Source organism: Brevibacillus sp. LEMMJ03, assembly GCF_007197875.1.
In the GTDB taxonomy this organism is placed as follows: Bacteria; Bacillota; Bacilli; order Brevibacillales; family Brevibacillaceae; genus Brevibacillus; species Brevibacillus thermoruber.
In genome coordinates this window covers 1-18,328 of the sequence record NZ_VKJN01000031.1, presented here as the reverse complement: position 1 = coordinate 18,328, position 18,328 = coordinate 1, and the positions used below count along the sequence as shown (strand labels likewise).

16 protein-coding genes are annotated in these 18,328 nt (G+C 44.8%); 2 read left to right on the top strand and 14 right to left on the bottom strand.

The window, feature by feature from the left end:
- Positions 1 to 340: 340 nt before the first annotated feature.
- From FOI68_RS22110 to FOI68_RS24315, 7 genes are all read right to left on the bottom strand, one after another.
- Complete coding sequence (locus FOI68_RS22110) at positions 341 to 484, bottom strand: SOS response-associated peptidase family protein (protein ID WP_255433810.1); 144 nt, start codon at positions 482 to 484, stop codon at positions 341 to 343.
- Between the two features lie 139 nt (positions 485 to 623).
- Positions 624 to 1,655, bottom strand: coding sequence for a Ger(x)C family spore germination protein (locus tag FOI68_RS22105; RefSeq protein WP_185974023.1), 1,032 nt, complete (start codon positions 1,653 to 1,655; stop codon positions 624 to 626).
- Positions 1,656 to 1,818: 163 nt separating this feature from the next.
- Entirely contained in the window at positions 1,819 to 2,949 is a 1,131-nt protein-coding gene (locus tag FOI68_RS22100; protein ID WP_143864348.1) for a GerAB/ArcD/ProY family transporter, read from the bottom strand.
- Between the two features lie 32 nt (positions 2,950 to 2,981).
- Entirely contained in the window at positions 2,982 to 4,598 is a 1,617-nt protein-coding gene (locus FOI68_RS22095) for a spore germination protein (protein WP_185974022.1), read from the bottom strand.
- Between the two features lie 832 nt (positions 4,599 to 5,430).
- Entirely contained in the window at positions 5,431 to 8,121 is a 2,691-nt protein-coding gene (locus FOI68_RS22090) for a DUF2309 domain-containing protein (RefSeq protein ID WP_143864346.1), read from the bottom strand.
- 1 nt (position 8,122) lies between these two features.
- Positions 8,123 to 9,613: an NADH dehydrogenase subunit 5 gene (locus FOI68_RS22085; protein WP_143864345.1), complete on the bottom strand. Its 1,491-nt coding sequence runs from the start codon at positions 9,611 to 9,613 to the stop codon at positions 8,123 to 8,125.
- Positions 9,614 to 10,601: 988 nt separating this feature from the next.
- The gene (locus FOI68_RS24315; RefSeq protein WP_370512165.1) at positions 10,602 to 10,712 is read right to left on the bottom strand and encodes a thymidylate synthase; all 111 of its coding nucleotides are present in this window, start codon (positions 10,710 to 10,712) and stop codon (positions 10,602 to 10,604) included.
- 215 nt (positions 10,713 to 10,927) lie between these two features.
- Between FOI68_RS24315 and FOI68_RS22075 the strand changes: the two genes are divergently transcribed.
- Both FOI68_RS22075 and FOI68_RS22070 read left to right on the top strand, forming a co-directional pair.
- Positions 10,928 to 11,293 (top strand): Na-translocating system protein MpsC family protein, encoded by a 366-nt coding sequence (locus FOI68_RS22075; protein ID WP_143864344.1) that lies wholly within the window; start codon positions 10,928 to 10,930, stop codon positions 11,291 to 11,293.
- Positions 11,294 to 11,340: 47 nt separating this feature from the next.
- On the top strand, positions 11,341 to 11,913 hold the full coding sequence (locus FOI68_RS22070; RefSeq protein ID WP_255433809.1) for a hypothetical protein: 573 nt from the start codon (positions 11,341 to 11,343) through the stop codon (positions 11,911 to 11,913).
- A gap of 41 nt (positions 11,914 to 11,954) precedes the next feature.
- On the opposite strand, the gene FOI68_RS24160 is transcribed toward FOI68_RS22070, so the two are convergent.
- From FOI68_RS24160 to FOI68_RS22040, 7 genes are all read right to left on the bottom strand, one after another.
- Positions 11,955 to 12,311: a zinc ribbon domain-containing protein gene (locus FOI68_RS24160; RefSeq protein ID WP_231558724.1), complete on the bottom strand. Its 357-nt coding sequence runs from the start codon at positions 12,309 to 12,311 to the stop codon at positions 11,955 to 11,957.
- Positions 12,312 to 12,328: 17 nt separating this feature from the next.
- A complete protein-coding gene (locus tag FOI68_RS24155) occupies positions 12,329 to 13,021 on the bottom strand; it encodes a hypothetical protein (RefSeq protein ID WP_255433808.1) in 693 nt (230 codons plus the stop codon).
- A gap of 102 nt (positions 13,022 to 13,123) precedes the next feature.
- Entirely contained in the window at positions 13,124 to 14,050 is a 927-nt protein-coding gene (locus FOI68_RS22060; RefSeq protein WP_185974021.1) for a MerR family transcriptional regulator, read from the bottom strand.
- A 230-nt stretch (positions 14,051 to 14,280) separates the two neighbouring features.
- The gene (locus FOI68_RS22055; RefSeq protein ID WP_143864342.1) at positions 14,281 to 14,772 is read right to left on the bottom strand and encodes a hypothetical protein; all 492 of its coding nucleotides are present in this window, start codon (positions 14,770 to 14,772) and stop codon (positions 14,281 to 14,283) included.
- Positions 14,773 to 15,448: 676 nt separating this feature from the next.
- Positions 15,449 to 16,366 (bottom strand): hypothetical protein, encoded by a 918-nt coding sequence (locus FOI68_RS22050; protein WP_143864341.1) that lies wholly within the window; start codon positions 16,364 to 16,366, stop codon positions 15,449 to 15,451.
- 183 nt (positions 16,367 to 16,549) lie between these two features.
- Positions 16,550 to 17,428 (bottom strand): hypothetical protein, encoded by an 879-nt coding sequence (locus FOI68_RS22045; RefSeq protein ID WP_143864340.1) that lies wholly within the window; start codon positions 17,426 to 17,428, stop codon positions 16,550 to 16,552.
- 146 nt (positions 17,429 to 17,574) lie between these two features.
- Positions 17,575 to 18,069, bottom strand: a complete 495-nt coding sequence (locus tag FOI68_RS22040; protein WP_143864339.1) for a hypothetical protein — start codon at positions 18,067 to 18,069, stop codon at positions 17,575 to 17,577.
- Positions 18,070 to 18,328 lie beyond the last annotated feature (259 nt).

The window sequence follows — 18,328 nt, the reverse complement described above, 5'->3', positions numbered from 1 at the left end:
CCCAGTGGAATATGAAAAACAACATTCATAACAGATTGGTCTTAACTTCGTGTCAAGTAAATTAGGGAAAGTCCACTCGCACGCGATTCAATCCTGGTCTAAATCCTGTATCATCTCGAAACAGGGGACCCGTCCAGTTCCTCAATTACGTTTCCGTTTAGGTAGACATACTTCGTTTGATTCCCGTTCTCTACCTTCGCCGCGCGCAAACCGTCCCGAGTGGATGATCTTGACCTCACTCCATACCTTCATTTCGGGTACTCTGAGTGTCAAATTCTTAGACGAAAAGAGAGGAGGTTGTGGTTACTGCCAAGCAACCTCAACTATGCTTTCAGGGATATCAGTCGTGGATGTCTGTGACAACCTTATTGGGCCGGGTAGTAAAGATCGTGCAGGTGTGAACCTTCTCCCCTTCCGGTCGCGTCCTGGTGTCAAACAAGCAGGCAAAGGCGAGCAACTCTCTACTTTTCATCATGATGCGCATTGGGGCTTGACCCATAACCTCAGAAGAGCGGTACAACTAGCCAAATAAGGCACAAAATTTGGGGTAAACTGGTAAAAACCTCTCTGAAAAATTCGAGTAGACAAAGCTCCTTATCGAAATTCGATTTTTTCAGGGGACACTAATCAGATTGTTCCCGTTCTGGAGTTCGTAAGGAACTTCCAATTGTCCGGATCTTAAAATCGACATTTACATCGACGACCATCTTCTCAAAAAAAGTTTTTGGGTCATTCTTCAACCAGAGGTACAGCTCCGGGTAATTTTTTATTCGTGTAGTCAACCGAAATAAATCTGTTTTATACTTGTTTTTTAACATATTTGCTATTGTAATTATCCGTTTTTTCATCATGTCGCTATACAACTTCTCTGCCTTTCTAATCGCATTAGGCTCGGAAAATGATGCACCCAAGCATTGATATTCCATCAGTTTCGTCTCCAGCTTAACTTGAAAAGTAAAATGTGGAATTCCTTTTTTTAGAAAAGGAACTATTTTACTCTCTCCTGACAACAATTGCAGACCTGCCTTTTTCCCTCGGTAGCATGGAAAGGTCAAAAACCCCCGCTCAATTTCGTTACGTAAAAGGGATAGAACCTGCATCTCATCCGATGAAAGACTACCTGCCATCTTAAAATTGTAAAATACGGCTGCATGATCCATGATAATCTCGTCGCTCTTATTTAACGATGCTTTAACAAGGATAAACGGAATTTTTCCTTGCACACTTTTGGATACAGTTCCTAGATTGGAATCAGGCATAACCAAGGTTCGCTGTACATTCGCAGCCATTTCTGACATATGAAGGGCTGGTGCCGGCAGTGAAATACTTGGAATTGTAAAGAACCGAGAAATATCACCATCTAAAACAATAATTTCAGTGTGGCGACGCATTTGAGGTAGACGGGTCAAGAAGTCGTAAAGCTCATTAATTCCGTTTTTGGCCAGTTTTTCCCCCACTCCAATAAGTTGTAGGTGGGCTAAATGGGGGATTCGGTCGCTTCGGTTTACGATTTGCTCGATACCTTCTGCAAACGATGGTGTCTTGATAACAAGGTTTGTATAGGCTTTTTTTCCACCTCCTTGTATATTTTGTGGCCCTCCCATATTACCTCCTGCTCCTGTTGGTTCGACCACCTGGACGAGAAGCTGATACATGCGCATTTTTTTCCTTTGTAAGTGGCTGGAGGTATCTCGTCAATTCCAATACCAATTATGATAGCACGATTTTCCAGCTCTTTGTAATCCCAACACCCTGAAAGTAAAAGACTGCCGCAAATGATAACCATTACGGTCGCCACCCAGACTTTTTTCGTTTGTCTCATGTCAGTTCACCTTTTTTCCTTACGGAAGGGAGATTTCCTTTCTTACGGCTCAACAATATACAAATAAATAAAATTAAGGGGTATGGTACTGTAAAAAACAATCCTGCTCCACCAACCAAATCGGACCATTTCAACATGTCAATTAAATTGTCGGGAATTAAAGACAAGATGTATACTATAGGTAGCAGTAAAACCATCCACCACCTCATCGCCAGGCGTGGAAAGGTACGGTGGAACGTAAAAGCACTACTAAAAAAGAATCCTAAATGTGTGGTGTAAGCGAGCGGTAGCCAAAGCATAATCAGCAAAAGTTCTGCCCGCTCTACAAATTGTCGCACCACCTCGATCGTCTTTGTCATGTCCACAACTGGATATGTTTGAGTAATGGAGACATCTGGACCTAAGGTTACTAGCGTGCCTATTACAAGGAATGCGTAAAACAATGCTCCAGCAACTATTGCGATTGCTCCACTGATAAAAGAATTCTCCTTTCTTGTTAAGAACGGATAGTACAAAAACAGCACTTCATATCCAAGGAACGAATAAATTGTTTGAGGTAGTGCGCTTAAAATTGGAAGTACGCCTTTTTGAAACGGGATTTGTAGCTGTGTCCAATCCGCCCGGAGAAAAGCCAATAGGAAAAATAGTATCATTAAAATAAGGGTTATGGGAAGTCCTGATTCAAAAATACGGATAATTGGCATTAGCCCATTCCATGATGAGTAAATAATTACCAGGAGCATTACCACGATGATGGCCTCAATTGGTGTAAACGGCAGCATCTCTGCGCTTACTACTTCTGCCATAATTCGAATACCTGTTACTGAAAAAGATAAGTAGTATAAACCTAATACAATGTTTAGTATGTTTCCTATGAAGTTGCCAAATAGCTTGCGATTGTATTCAATCACGGTATCATTGGGAAACGTTCGGGCGATTTTGTTAATCATCCATAGGGACACCAGAGCACAAATACCTGCGAGTATGACTGTTACCCATGCATCTTCCCTAGCTTTTTCAATAGCACCTCTAGGCATGAAAAGAAATCCTACCCCTACAAATACACCGAACTCCAACATAACAAGTTGGATTGGACTAATCGCAGGACGTTGCTCAAGTCCTTGCACGTGGAATCATTCCTTTCGTAATAAATGTATCCTTACCTGTTGTTTCGATCACGGTGAACCATCGAGAAAAAGCCGGCTTTCCTTTTTTTTATCGTTTTTAGAAATGTGGGGCGAGTACGTAATTTCTTCATTGGAATCCTAATGAGCATATCTGTCCAATCTTGCAATCTCAGTGGAGAAAACGGGGCCAAATAGGGAACACCGAATGAAACGAGCCGGGCCACATGCCCATGAATGAGGAATAATCCCAAAATTAACCCGTAAGTCCCAAAAATACTGCTGCATATCAGCAGGAAGAAACGAAGAATCCGGTACGTAATGCCGAGATAATATACAGGTGCTGCAAAAGAAGAGATCGCTGTCAATGCCACGATTACGACTGTAACAGGGCTAACCAGATTAGCGTTTACGGCTGCTTCCCCAATTACTAGACCCCCAACAATGCTAACCGCCTGACCGACTGGTTTGGGCAACTTGACTCCAGCTTCGCGTAAAATCTCGATCATCACTTCCATAATGAAAATTTCCACCAGAATAGGAAAAGGTACCTTGACACGAGCGGCGTCCATGGATATTAGAAGACGAGTAGGAATCAACTCTGGATTGTAGGCTACAAGCGACAGGTAGAGACCAGGCGATATTATACTGAAAAAGAGAGCAATCAACCTCACGAAGCGAATAAGTGTGGCGTACTGCCAATTAGTATAATAATCGTCAACAGTATCCAAAAGCTGAAAAAACGTGATTGGTAAAAGCAGAGCATGTGCAGATCCCTCGGCTAAAACAACCACGTTACCTTCGAGTAAATATGAACAAGTGACATCAGGCCTTTCGGTAGGCCGAATTTGTGGAAACAAAGAGAACGAGTCATCCTCCAGATATTCCTGTAGCTGCATCTGACTGATCAGGCCATCTGTTTCGATACAGGATAGTCGCCGTCTGACTTCATTCACAATGAGTGGATTAGCCACGTCCACGAGATACAATACAGTTACTTCCTGCTTGGTACGCTTTCCCACCACGACGGAATCCACCCTAAGATACGGGTCGCGAAGACGCTGGCGTACAAGTCCTATATTGGTATTAAGAGTTTCCACAAAACTTTCTTTCGGCCCAATGACACTTACTTCCGTTTCTGGTTGATCAATATTTCTTGCATTTTCCTTTTTTACTCCCACAGACAACCCAACAGTTTCACCGTCTATTAACAGTAGAGCTTTACCATACAAGATTTGTTCAATTGCAGATTGCCAATTTTCTACCCGCTGAGTGTCACTTGAAGGTAAGCAACTCTCTTGGATCAGAGTTATAAGTTCATCCCCTTCTCTTTCTCTGTTTCGGGATAAAGATAACCCCTGTGACGTTAAAAATAGTCCTGTTTTCTGTATAGGAGAAATTATATGCCGAGTAAGTCTCTCGCTATCTATTAAAGTGCGCATAAAAAACAAACTGATACTTCGATCGAAACAGGTAAATTGGTAAGTAGAAAAGTCAATGTTACCTCCTAATAACTCTTCCAGTTCTTCTATATTCCTGGATAACGATGGGTTAAATGGAGCTACTTTTATGGAGTTTACTGTTTGTTTTTCGCGTAGTAAAAAGCGTTTAGATTTACTTACCGATTTTCTCCAGAACATACTAAACTTCATAGGCAGTCCCTTCATAATTTTAATGGATAAGGTTTTCAATCATTACGTAGATTATTATTTTTCTTTTTTACTGTTGTTCACTCTCTTCGGTTCTGCTTCTGACTCATTGACATCAATTGCACTACACAATTTTTTAGAAGAATCACATTTAATAAAGATGATAGTATAATAAATATTGTATTAAAATTAGTGTTAGATATTTTAATATATGGATTTCCAGTTAGGGCAAAGCGCAAAGAAAAGGCTAATGCGAACACCCATGATATATAAATATGCATACGAAATAAGGTTTTAACATCTTTCATATCCGCCACCTGATCTATGCTTATTTTTACTTATATTTTTACCGAAATATTTTTTTTTATACCCCTGATACGTAGTGAAATAAAACTTAACATTTAATACATAAAAAAACTCAGGATTTCAAATCTTTTTAAAGATTTGATTGCTGAGGCGTATAAATCAATATAATGAAAAAGAAAAAGTTTGCTTGCACTTTCATAATCTTAAAACCACATTTCCCTTTCCTCATTTTGCAGTGGGATTAAGATTGAATTATGAACTGTTTACCCTTAATTGTCGGCCACTAAGAGTTATTAGGTACAACTACTCCCTTCCGTTACTTTGGTGGCATGAAAAATCCCCTCCGGTCAACAGTAATGAATCCATGATATCATGAACTCTTTTTTTTACTGTCTACCATGAGGGGATAATACCATTGTTTATGGTAAAGATGCCTCTCTTTTAATTTAACGACTGCTTTCGGCACAAAACAGAACTTGAGCACGTGCTTCCGTCAATTTAAGTTGTCTAATATTATCTATTAATAAACTTATATCAAATCCTTTCTATAGAAAGTGATTTCAAGGTAGCCCCCTGGAGATGGCTGCCATTTTTCCCATTTTCCCTTCTCCGGGTCAATGGACATAAGGCGCAGCCACCCGTTGTTCACTTTTCTTCGGAAATGAGGATTCTCTTCAAGCAGGCGCGCAATATATTGCCGCGGGGCTTCAATGACCACGAGTAGGCGTAGCGGGGAATGGAACCATTCCCGGTCGCTCGCCATAACCGATTGCCACGGCAATCCCGCAAGCAAATCACTCCCGTTGCCTTGCATCACGCCGATTCCCGCCGTGACGGTCTGTGTGGCCTTGTTGCCGCTCCCGTATACATGCGGAGCGACAGTCGATGCGTAATATTGCAAGTTTATCCACTGGGCGACAGTCACCGGACCGGCAACGATATTCGCCAGCGAAGTTCCTTCCGGATCTTCCCGCCAGTCGTAACTGTGCAAAAACACCCTTCCCTCCAAATCACAGTGCGCGGTCAGTTGTCGCCTCCCGATCACGAACGCGTAATTCCGCGCCAATCCCCATTCCGGACGAATTTCGCTCCAGTCTTCCGCGAGTCGGTTCGCCTCTGCAACCGGATCGCCTCCTATGTCGCCTGCGCCCGGCAATTTTGCCAATTGCTCCAAATTCACCTTGCGGGTCACGGTCCGGAGTCTGTCCCGAAGCATGGCGAAAGCATTCTGAGCCGCCGGGGATAGTTCGGGAACATAGATCCAACGCAACTCATTGACCGTGGTAATATGTTCAGCCGCGATAAAAACGGTATCCTTCGGAATGACAATGCCTTTCCCAACCAGAGCGCTCCGCACCTCTTCTAGGTTGCAAAGTTCCGCAAAGACGCGTGCGTTCAATTCCCCGGCGCCCCCGCCGCATGCGCCGCAATCCAAAGCTGATGAGTACGGATTGTTCGTTGTCGCGCTTTCATGGCCGCAAACCACCACAAGGGGCGAAAACGCGGACGTCAACCCCATGTTTTTCAACAATTGACTGACATAGTTCACTTTTTCATCCAATGAAAATCCTAATGGTAAGTTTGGGTCACTGCAGGAACCGTCATGGTCCAGCGTGAGACTCGTCTCCGGTCTCCTGGCGAAACGTTTCCGCCAACGATGGATAGCGCTGATGACACGATCAGGAGCCCCATTCCTTACAAGCATGTACAATCCCAACCACGGTCCGCTCATTTCCGGCAACAACATGCTGGTGACGAGTCCCTGTTTCATTTTTTTGAACACATGGGAAACAGAAAGCTTGGCGGATTCCCTCCGGAGGTATTTTCGGCGGTCAGCGGGAGATAGCCGTTCCCTGACTTCATGGCGGGGTTCTACAATCGCCGGACAGGAGGCATGAACGTGTCCATCCGGCAGGAGCGTCCTGATGGGAAGGCCAAAAAATCCCGCGCATCCGAACGTTTCAAATGGCCCTTCTCGTTCCAAATGCCGGCGAAATGGTTCAGAACGGACGTCGATGCAAAAGATGAGCTGGACAGCCGCCTTTTGGGCACTGCTATGTTTCGGCGGGGACGATATGTTTCTTAATAACTTCTCTTCTTGCGTATCCTCCCAGGCTTCCAGCCAAAGTCTAGGGCGAATCGCTCGGTCGAAATGGTAGGCGAAAGCCAGTCGAATGTGCCGCTCTGCCGGTGGCAAACTCTGCCACCGTTCGGGCGTCCATCCCCCCCAATGCACCCATGCCGCAAGACAAGGAAAGAGGGCCGTATCATCTTCGCCTTCCCCCGCCTCCGCCAAGGGAAGACGGGGAGCGATCATCGCCCATTCCAACGAGAGACGAATCGCCAAATATTCCGTAAGCAAACGATGTCCTTGTCCGGATTTCCGCGAACGCCAAAGCAACATCCCCGCCCAGCCTGGCAGCGCAATCAGATGTTCCTCCAGATAGCGCTCCATTTCCGTCGCCGGAACGCCTAGATTCAATAACGCCTGCTTCAATGCATCTTCCGCGTTTGCCGGAACACGATGCAACCGCTTGCGCTGCGCACGACTCAGGGACGGGTCATAACGCACCAGTTTCCGCCAAGCTTTGTAAAATCCCTGTTCCCGGAACGGCATCCCCCACATGGCTTGCGATTCATCCAAATACAGCTTGCACCATTTGATCATGTGGCGATCCAGCGCCCGCGTCCATCGTGCTTCCCCTTGCGCTTCCAGGATCGCGCTTTTCGTTCTGACCCACCGGAAAAGAAATCGATCCGGTTGCGTTTTACCGTCTTTCATCCGGGCGGTCAAGTGTTTCATCTCCAACGAATTTACGACCTCGCGGGGAACTTCTTCGTGCCATAACAGGCCACGGCACAAACGTTCCACTTCTTCCTTGGGAATGACAGAGGGCTGCTCATTCAGCCACTTCCGAAATCTTTCCTCCAAATAGGCCGGATTCAATTCCCCTTTCCGCAGCGCTTCGCGAAACATTGTCATCGAGGGATACAGGTTAATATCCCGGGAGCCCCGAAAACGGTCGGCAACTTCCTCAAACGTCAGGTGCTCCATCCCCTCCCAAGGATGACTCGCGACAAACGCGCCGAGTGGCCACAGTGGCGCGATGACCTGGCTCGCCTTTCCTACAAGCTCTTCCACTTGCAGGCTGTCAGCGGAAGCTTCTTTATTTTCCACACCATCTACAGCATGTTTAGGTAACAGAACGGATCGATTCACTTCATTCCCCCCCTTGACGCACGTATGCCTTGAGATAGCGGGGATGACTTTCTACCGCCCGATCACGCGCTTCTCCGATATGGACAAGCCACATATACAGTTTCGCCCATAAATCCGTTGAACAGCGGCCGGAAAAGAAAATGCCCGCTAACCCCAGACAAACGAACAGCAAAACAATTCCGGATTCGGCGCCCGCCCCGGGACCGGCTGCGGGTAATGTTCCGCCTAAAAATGCGGCCAACGCGTCATGGAACGCCATCGCGGACAGCCCGAGTCCTGACAAGACGAAAAATCCCGTCCAGCGTCCGTTGTGAAAAACGGCCATCTGCCACCACGCAAACGCCAACGACCAGCCCAGCAATAACGCCCGCAACATTCTGAGGTGCTCGTGAGGAGCCGCCAGCCAAAATCCGACACCCAATACGATCCCCCCCAGCATTCCGCAGAGGATCCACATTTTAGACGGTGGATACGGAGAGATCAACGCCCGTTTGGATCGAGGCACAACGGATCCGGAACGTAAAAACAGGGTAGCCTTGAACAATCCGTGAAAGATCAAATGCAAGACCGCTAGGGAATAGGCTCCCAAGGCACATTGGATAAACATCATGCCCATCTGCGCCATAGTAGACGCAACAAGCTGCCGTTTGTAGTCTGGTTGAACCAAGAGAATTCCCGTTCCGACAATCACCGACACGACGGCCGGAAACAACAGTAGCGTTTGGGGAAAACCGCCGGCCATCAGCGGCGAAAATTTGGCCAGCAAGATCCCTCCCGCATTCACCAGACCCGCGTGCATTGCGGAGGAAACGGGTGTTGGCATCACCGAAGACTCGAGCAGCCATCGCTGAAACGGCCACTGGCCAGCAGGAATGATCGCGGCAAGCACAAGCAACACGCTGATCCCCGTTGCGTTTTCCCATTCGATCCGAGTGAGCGATTCGACCGACAATGCGAGCGATATTCGCCAATATCCGGTAGCCTTCCACAGCCATACAACGGCCAGTAAAAGGGAGATCCAACTTGCGGCAAACATCTTCGCCATAAGCCGAGAAACGTTCCTAGCCGGCTCCCATTCTTTTTTTAGTGCTGACAACCAAACCAAACCAAGTAAAGGAAGCCCCCACAACAGCACGAGCAGGCGCAAATCGTCACTTGTCCAGGTTATAGACGCCGCCCCCACTGTGACCGTCAAAAGCGCAAAATAGGAGCGATAGGAACGGTCACCGTACATATACCTTATACTAAACCGCTGGATAGTCCATCCGAGCAACAAAACATAAAACGAGATCAACCATGTAAGCCTGTCGGAGCGCCAAAAACCCATCTCCTGAGTTTGATCAGCGCTGATCAATCCTGCAAATGCCGCAACGGTCGGCAAGGCCAACGACAGGACGTGCAAGCGAACGTAACGGTCAGAGACTCGGGGACAGAGCAGAAAGCATGCGCTGATCAACGTCACTGCCAATCCGGTGAATAAGTAAACAAACATCGCAACTACCCTCCTCTCAAAAAAAAACCGACTATACCATCTTTGCGGAACACTCTACTTTCACATGAAAGCAGGCCCCGGTACAGATGATATAGTCGGTCTATTCTCAACAAATCCAAAACGGACTTTTTGAAAATCTACCTTGTTCCCACATGGTATATGGGCTTACCCTGAACACATCCGGTTGAAAAACGGAAGTTCAAACGGTCTGCCCAATATGTTAAAAAAAACGGGTTTCGACTTCAAGATTATAACGCACTTTAATTTGCATTGCAAACATCAGTTGCTAATTCTTCCTGATCGATCTTTCTTTCGCTTTAATCCTTCACGAACCGTTTGAGCAACAGCGGTTGTAATCACAATGACCCAAATGATCGACGTATATTACTTTGACGGCAGCAAACCGATATTCAATCCAAGCGCCGCAATAATTAATGCCACTTCACCGCGTGAAATCATAGTCTTACAGATCATCAATTCCGGCTTAATTGGGCTCCCAATCCTGATCCGAACAATTGGGACGCGATGACCAAAACGGACATATGAGAACGACCAAGAGTTGTTCAGATAATCCGTCAAACGAACCAGACAAGCTAATACTTACAAAAAAGTCCGGGACAAACAGCGTATAGCCAACAGGCTCCATATTTTCTCAATATCCTTTTTTAATTCGATTCGTGAAATTTATTCGTAATGGCAAATCGCAATATTACCGCAAGACACCGTTCAGCAAAATTTAAGGTTATTTTAGGTTTCATCTGAAGAAATCACTGAAGCTTTGATCTTCAGGTGATAAGGTAATCGACAAACTGGAAATCATTAAGCACGTAGTAATAGAATATGCTTGGCGGTTTCCTCTTAATGATTACCCGGGCAACGGATATGATTTGAGGCTTTTAACCTACCCCAAAGGTTTGCTTTAAATATGACCATCCCTGCCGGGCCAAATCAACTCGCCCGGTTCCAAATTGCATTCCATTCAACCCCGTTATTTGTTCAAATAACGAATGTTGGTATCCCTTTCAGGAAACCAGAGTAGTTCATGCACGACCGATCGAATATATATTCGTCTCGTGGTCGGTAAGACAAATCGAGACAAAACTGACAACCGAACACCGAAATCGTCCCGGCTCCTGACGGTTCCGCCTTGAGGATACCACTGCGCAGACGATTTTCCAAAAATGCACTCGATGGTAATTCAATTTCTAAGAATACTCGAATCACTTGACAAGTACAAACTAAAGAAAGTAATATGAAGTCATTAGGTTTTATTTCCACTCTCCACATATTATTTAATCTTCATGAGGTTTTGATATGCAAATGGCAAAAGGGGAACTGGAGGACAAAATCAGCAAAGCCCTCACACAATGGGAAAAAGAATACTTGGGCCGCGGTTCCGTTTCGGTAAAGACGGATATTGTGCGAAATATGATAATCGTTTTACTAAAGGGGGTTTTAACCCCTGCCGAACGTAACCTAGCTCAAACAATCGAAGGGATGCTCTCCATTAAAAAGATCCGGGCCGACCTGGTGGAATCAGGCAGCGACCAACTGAAGGAACTCATCGCAAACATGACAGGCTCGAACGTGACCAGTTTCTACACGGATGTCAGTACCCGGACCGGGGAACGTGTAATGGTGTTCATCATGTCGGACAATTTGGAAGAACAATATCGGTAGATCTTTAAACGGCCATCAGGTCAGTTGAAGGTAAACCGGGAAATTTCGTGCATTTTGAATTGCTTTCACAATTCAAAAATGTCACGATGTTTCCCGGTTTTTTAATCCCAAAACAAGGAAGTGAGGCAGAAATGACAAATATCCGTAAGGAGACTTTGGCATATGATTCGCTTGTACTGGCCGGAATAGGACCAAAAGCGGAACTTGTATTGGAACAATTCTTACATGGACAAGAACAGAAAAATCCGCTGATCTTCCGTTGTGAAGAAGTTCATATCTGGGATCCTTACGGTTCTCTTACTCGCAGCATTATCAGCGCGCTCATACAATATCCGACCATTCATGAAATTTGGATTCTCGGAAAAACAGGGGACCGAGAGCCCGCTTTCTCCATCATGTCGAAAAACCTCGATAAACAAACGGCATCTACCATTTCCTATTTGATTTCCCACTTGTCCGGACTCTCCACAGAATGTTGGTTCAACGTCACGTCAGACGAAAGCCGAAACGCTTGGAAGACAGCTCACTTGTTACAAAACCATCCACTGTTGCCTCGTCCAATCACTGTGAAAGTTGCGCTTCTGGACAAGCAAGGTAATCTGGCTGTCCAAGAGTCATGAACCCCACGGCTTTATCCGTGGGCTTGCAGGTGTAGTATGCGCTACCCCGCGTACGGCTGCATGACTTCATCCCTGCCGCGAATGTTCACGGCAGGGATGCCATCCGCTGGCCCAGCGAAGCCGCAAGATTGGCAATGGAAATGGTCTCTTGTTGGTCGGTTTTTCTTGTCGCAGTGCCCGCAATTCGGGCATGTGCGAGATGTATTTCTAGGATGAACCAACACGACAGGAACTCCTGCAATGCGTGCCTTGTACTCGATAAAGGAGCGAAGCTGATGAAACGCCCACGAATGCTGGGTACGACGCTGAGCCTTGCGAACCGTTATCCGTTCGCGGATGCCTTTCAGGTCTTCAAGGGCGATCCCGCGTCCGGTGTCTTTGGCTTTCACAACCAGCATCTCTGAAATCCGATGGTTCACATCCGTAGCGAAGCGAGATTCTTTTCGACGAGGTTTTTCAGCAGACGTTTTGCCGACTTTGTGCCTTTAGATTGGAGACATTGTCGAAGTTTTGCATGCCGATGGCGCAGTCCATTCACATGGCCGCCAGAAAATACTTCTCCGTCGCTGCCGGTTGCAATATTCTTGATGCCAAGGTCAACTCCTAAAATTCCATTTGGAGCACCTTGCGGCGGTTCCGGAACATCTACCACGACAGCGAGATAGAACACTCCGTCACGGTAAATGAGATCGGCTTGTCCGCGAATCCGATTCAGACGCGCCGCTTGGTACTCGCCAAATACGATGGGCACCAAGATGCGCCTGCCAAGCGTCAGGATGGATACGCGTTCAAGGCCCTTCCACAAAAGGAGGCGTTGGTCACAGACGATGGCTCCATGCGGCTTGAATGTCGGCTTGATCGACTTGTCGCGCTTGTACGCTTCGCATGTTTTGGCAATGGCGCGAACCTTCATTTGCGCTGACGAACCGAATTCCTCTCGAATGCGGCTGTATACCAACTTCTGCAAACGAACCTTGTTCGCGGTGTGCTCAGCGAAAGCTGCTTCCGCAATCACGTTGCAAGCCGCATTAAAGCGTTCCATTGTTTCAAGCAACGACTGATGCTGTTCGGTTGTAGGAAGGAGTTTGATCATCAATGTCAGGTTCATGATTAAAGTATATCATTCAATATAAGAAGGGAGGAGAACAGATAGGGCGCATTCCTGCCACGCCTAAAGGCATGGGCTTCCTGCGCCCGATTCTGTGATTCGTCATATCGTCAGCATACCGTGGTCGTCGTAGCGCACATTCAAGTCTCGCTGGAGCCGCTCCAGCGTCTCCAGATAGTTCCGATAATCGGCGCTCAACGTGCGCATCTGCTCAACGAACACTCTATAGAAACCGGCGCGATCAAGACGCTCCTTCAGTTGGCGGGTTAACGCCGTCTGCTCCTGATTGAGCGGCCATTTTTTGAATTGTTCCACTTGCGCGCGCATCTCTTCCTTCAGCTCTTCGTATTCCGCCTCCGTCGGCGAAATGTATCGTTGCAGCGATTCCCTGTAGACGGCAGCCGCTTCTTCGATTTCCTCCTCGCTCATACGGTCGATGTGCTCGGCCAGCTGTGAAGGGATGTCGAACTGTTCCATGCTGTCAACATAGCCAACCAACCGTTCCCATGCCGATTCTTTGTCTGAATCCGACAATGGCTCTTGCAGGAACGCTCCGAAATGAAGAGCCATGAATTTGCCCATCGTCCCGGGAAACAACTCCATCAGCCTGCGTCTCATATAGTCGTCCCGCCGTCTGCGTTCCTGTTCCACGGCACCTGCAAGAAGATCCGCTTCCCGGATTCTTGATCGGCCTCCATCTTTCGGGGACTGTTCGGCTGCTTCGATCAGAACTGAAATGGCCTGGCGGCACAGTGCCAGTTCGGACGATTCCGCCTCTATCCGCGCCAATTGCTTTCGGAGAAGCAAAGTTGCCTGATCAGGATACTGCAAGATTGTTTTGATATCCCGTATCGGCATGCCCAGTCTGCGAAGCGTACGGATATACCGCAGCCGTTCGACATCATCCGAACTGTAAATGCGATACTGATTTTCAGGATCGGTTGAAGGAGCAATCAGGCCCGCTTCTTCGTAATAATAGATCGCCTTTCGTGTCAGACCGGTCTGCTTCATGACGTCCTTGATCTTCATGTACGTCATCACCTCCTCGACATCCAACTATACAGGATTCCCCCGGAGAAAAGTCAACGCGGAATTCGACTTACCGATCTCGTCCGTCCAGGTCCGCAAAACGTTATTCCCTTTTTCTGCGGTGAAACCATCCCCTGGACCTAATTGATCGCTTTTGGATACTGATATAAGGGTTGGTAAACTCATTGCCGCTACATGCAGTCTTTCCGGAGCCTTGGCAAGGCCTCATATCAAAGAATTTTCCGAATCGAAAACACCAGTTTTCTGCCCTCCTTTTGTACTTGAACTCTTTCTGAGTACTTTAGCGATTTTTGTATGATGATGTACGGATTCGCCCAATCGACTCCCCGACGTTTTTGCAGCTGCCCGTATAGTTCTGTCAGTGTCAGCGGTGCTGCCGCTTCCTCCAAAATCGTTTCTACCTCCCTAGCTATTCCCGGATAATCATGATGCTGATACGGCTTCCTGGATTTACCCACTCGCGTGCTCAGTATCTCTTCGGTAACAATCGGCGAACTTGTTGTTTCTCCTTGCCGATCATTCGTGCTGGTAGGTACACCATATTGCTCATCCAACTCACGGATTCGGTACAAGAGCTGCTTGATCTCCTCCCCCAGTTCTTTGTCTCGTTCCATATACTCTCTTCTTAGAGATAGTCGTTGCTCAAGCAGAGATTGCAATGTCATATGTAGTGCCTGACGTTCGTTAAATGTTGTAGACATAATCGACTCCTTATTAATTTTTTTATCGATTGTTCTTTCGATAATTCGATTTTCTCAACATTTTTCCTGCGTATTTTACCACAATCACAATAATCATCTTTCGGCACTGGCGAGTCACCGTCATGTGAACCGATACTGTTCCGAATAGTATTACGTTTATGCAGCAGAAACATAATTAGAGTGTCCTGGACACCCTCGTTTTGTGAATATGGTATACCTAAGCAAGCTTTTTTGACCCAGGCGACATCTTCAGTTAAACACCAAAAGACCTACCTCACAACCGTGAGGCAGGTCTTTTTACAATTTTCTTAATATCTTCGAATGGAAGGGAAAACAAAATAATACATAAGCATCCTACACCCTGCCACACTGAGTGTTGTATCGTATTCATGAAACTGATATTTGATCGCCATCAACATAGATCCTGCCCAAAAAAGTGAGGGAAAAAAGGAAAAAACACCATAACATACTCTTTGATACTTTTTTGATATAGAGAAGTGTGATAAGGGTGGAAACTAAAATGGTAAGCAGTGTACTCCTCATTTCATCCAATGAAATCCTTACTGGGATATCACTTGAGAGTAGCATTTTATAACCCTAAAGAAGCATAAACCAACCACTAAATAAAGTACCGGCTACTATTTTTAATGTTGTCTTCCTTTCTGACCTCCAATGCTTATACAGTGTTATTTGTCAGCACTGGAACTAGCGTCCATTTGCTCTCATCAGATAATGGCTCAAGTTTAGCAATTCCATGTTCAATTAATAACGTGATAACCTTCTTACTAACTAACATTTGCCGGACAACTGTTTCTTCGTTGATAGGATAATACTCATAAGTAAAATTAAAATCCTGCATAAATTGACTTATCTTTTCATCATAACAATAGGGACATTGTAAATGCTCTACAACACCACATTCAGGGCATGTTTGCTTTTTGATATGAGGATCATTACGCAATTGGTCGATTACAGTTTGAGGCGGCAAGATATTTGTGGGAATAACCTGAAAGGCTTTTTCTCCGGTTGTTTTCCCCTTATGAATTACCTCTCGTAATTGATACCCGGATAAATTCCACTCATTAAACTTATCCGCAAGTTCTTGGGAAATAACCAAATGTTCATCAACAAATGCTATCGGGAATTTTTTCATGACTGAAGTATTAAATATTAATTCGTTTTTTGTAACTTTCTCATTCCTTGAGCATCTTGCGCAAAATGCTACAAATTCAACTTTTGATTTACTGGAGAAATATAATTCCGGTCTGTTGCCTATTGAGGTGATGCTAAATAATTTACCGTTTTTTATCTCGTCATCAGTATACTTATATATATATCGAAAACCGCGAAAAGTAGATGTCATACTTTTACTTCCTAATGTCTTCTCATAAATCGCGTTGAGATTCTCTACGATCGCTGTAATTAACTTGATATCGTACGCTACCTCAAATTTATACCGGACATAAACATCATCCTTTTTAATACTTGCTTCTGGTATTACAAAATCTTGTATCAGACTATGAAGAATTTGATCGACTTTAAACTTAATTTTAAGATCATATACTTGAAAGGTAAAATAAACGTTTATATTCATGACTACACCTCACTTTTGATAAGTATTACTAAACCTTCAAAGGAGTTTCGTTCGTACATATTCACGCGGTCTTGCTTTGACCAGTCCTCGCCAATCTAGATCTGAATTAACTGAAATAACCGGCGATTTTTCGTTCGGTTTGGTGGTAGAGTCGAAGCTGCAGAACCAGTCCCCACACGTTTTTCAGGTTATAATAACGGGCCTATACTCCCACTCGTCATTTGCTAGTCCATTTTCTATTAGACGATTTCTTACGTTTGAGCTAATCAGTAAAACACGTCTAACTTCATATGGGCCTCTTGCTCTGTATTCATGTGCAAAATTGAAATCTTGTATCTTTTCCAACACTGTTTTATTGTAGTGGTGGGGGTAGAACAAATGTCCACCGGTTCGGCAAGTTGGACATTTAAGTTTGTTCACTACTGGATCATTTAAATAGGAATCGGGCAAGTTTTGCGGTGGTAAAATATTCGTCGGTACAATCTGATACGCAGTCTTTTTATTTTTAGCAGAACCATAGTGGTGAACGTGTTCCAGTCGATATCCTGTTAACCCCCAACTATCAAATAATTCAGCCATCTTTTGAGATATGACGAGTTCCTGATCGACAAACACAATATTTCGCTTGTCAACGATAGCTGTATTGATTAACAAGGGTTTTGTTTGTTCTATGGTTTGTTTACCACACGTATCACAGAAGCGTATGGTTTGGTATGACTCCCCCTTATTTTCAAGATATAATCGTTGATTAGTGCCGATTGCGATTAACTCATAGAGAGGAGATTGTTCATATTCCTTTTCTGAAAAGTCGAAGCGAAACCCAAAGTCTAAATCCGGGTCCACCACAAAACGAAGATCGTTTACCAGTCTTTCAATAAACAATGGTTCATAGTCAATCTTAAGTTCGTATGTAATACGCGTAATTGTAATACCGATATGTTCATTTTTACCTATTCGTACAGTAGGTTCATAATGGATTCCATTTCTTTTTAATACAGCATCAACTTTACGTTTAAGGTTTTTATCATAAAAAGAAAAATAAAAATAAGCCAGGACTTTCATGACTACCTCCTCTAAGAAACTTTATTCTGATTATTTATAATAACACCGAATAAAAATGGAGTAAAACCAAAATCAGTTAAAATATTACTAACGTTGAATTGAAGCACCCCATACAATTTCGGGGTGCTTCTGGAACTTCAGCATTATTATTTCAATATTGAATGTTGTTTTGTTTTCGTGAATTCCCACAAAAATTCATATACCGTTGCTTGATCCCGATTGCTTGTTTCTAACATAAGCTCCTCGTATGCTTCAATATGTTTATTAATAATCTGAGATTTTGTCAAATGACCATAACCGGAGCCAGTTGTTGGAATCTTCTTTGTCATTTTAGCATTAATTTTGTAGTGATATTCAGCAGGGATAGCAATACATAACATATCCTTTTCAACCGTTCCTAATTCTTTCGCAAACCGCTTTTCGAAGATATGATGTCGATGCCAACCAGATGGTATTTTATCAATATTTTTATAGGCGTTAATTCCAATTTGTAGCGACTGTTTTAGTGTGTCGCTATTTTTTATCATCCTTTTTACGCCACTTATGGATGGTATCCCGGGAAAAATTACAGCGGCTCCATCCATTACAACATAGAAACCATTCCAGAAAGATGGTTCTGCAAGGAACTCCACAAGGGACATAGTGAAGTTCCCAACATCAAAAATGGTCTCTACAAAAAATGGCTTTATTTCTCCATTTGAAGACAGGGTTTGAAAGTTCCTTAAATCCTTATCATTGAGAGGCTTAATATTAATGTTCGTGACTTTTATTCCGTTTTTAATACCTTGAAAAGTAGTCTCGTCAAGTTTAGTTCCTTTTGTAATGTCACCGCCGGGATATAATTGACCCAGGTTCGCCGGAAAGAAAATGACCCACCCTTAGCGAATATATCCCCTTCGT

Bases quoted from the DNA above. Each gene is read 5' to 3' on its own strand.
- FOI68_RS22110 (WP_255433810.1), bottom strand. From the start codon at position 484: ATGCGCATCATGATGAAAAGTAGAGAGTTGCTCGCCTTTGCCTGCTTG.
- FOI68_RS22105 (WP_185974023.1), bottom strand. From the start codon at position 1,655: ATGTATCAGCTTCTCGTCCAGGTGGTCGAACCAACAGGAGCAGGAGGT.
- FOI68_RS22095 (WP_185974022.1), bottom strand. From the start codon at position 4,598: ATGAAGTTTAGTATGTTCTGGAGAAAATCGGTAAGTAAATCTAAACGC.
- FOI68_RS22085 (WP_143864345.1), bottom strand. From the start codon at position 9,613: ATGTTTGTTTACTTATTCACCGGATTGGCAGTGACGTTGATCAGCGCA.
- FOI68_RS22075 (WP_143864344.1), top strand. From the start codon at position 10,928: ATGCAAATGGCAAAAGGGGAACTGGAGGACAAAATCAGCAAAGCCCTC.
- FOI68_RS24160 (WP_231558724.1), bottom strand. From the start codon at position 12,311: ATGCTGGTTGTGAAAGCCAAAGACACCGGACGCGGGATCGCCCTTGAA.
- FOI68_RS24155 (WP_255433808.1), bottom strand. From the start codon at position 13,021: ATGAACCTGACATTGATGATCAAACTCCTTCCTACAACCGAACAGCAT.
- FOI68_RS22060 (WP_185974021.1), bottom strand. From the start codon at position 14,050: ATGAAGATCAAGGACGTCATGAAGCAGACCGGTCTGACACGAAAGGCG.
- FOI68_RS22055 (WP_143864342.1), bottom strand. From the start codon at position 14,772: ATGTCTACAACATTTAACGAACGTCAGGCACTACATATGACATTGCAA.
- FOI68_RS22050 (WP_143864341.1), bottom strand. From the start codon at position 16,366: ATGAATATAAACGTTTATTTTACCTTTCAAGTATATGATCTTAAAATT.
- FOI68_RS22045 (WP_143864340.1), bottom strand. From the start codon at position 17,428: ATGAAAGTCCTGGCTTATTTTTATTTTTCTTTTTATGATAAAAACCTT.
- FOI68_RS22040 (WP_143864339.1), bottom strand. From the start codon at position 18,069: ATGTCCCTTGTGGAGTTCCTTGCAGAACCATCTTTCTGGAATGGTTTC.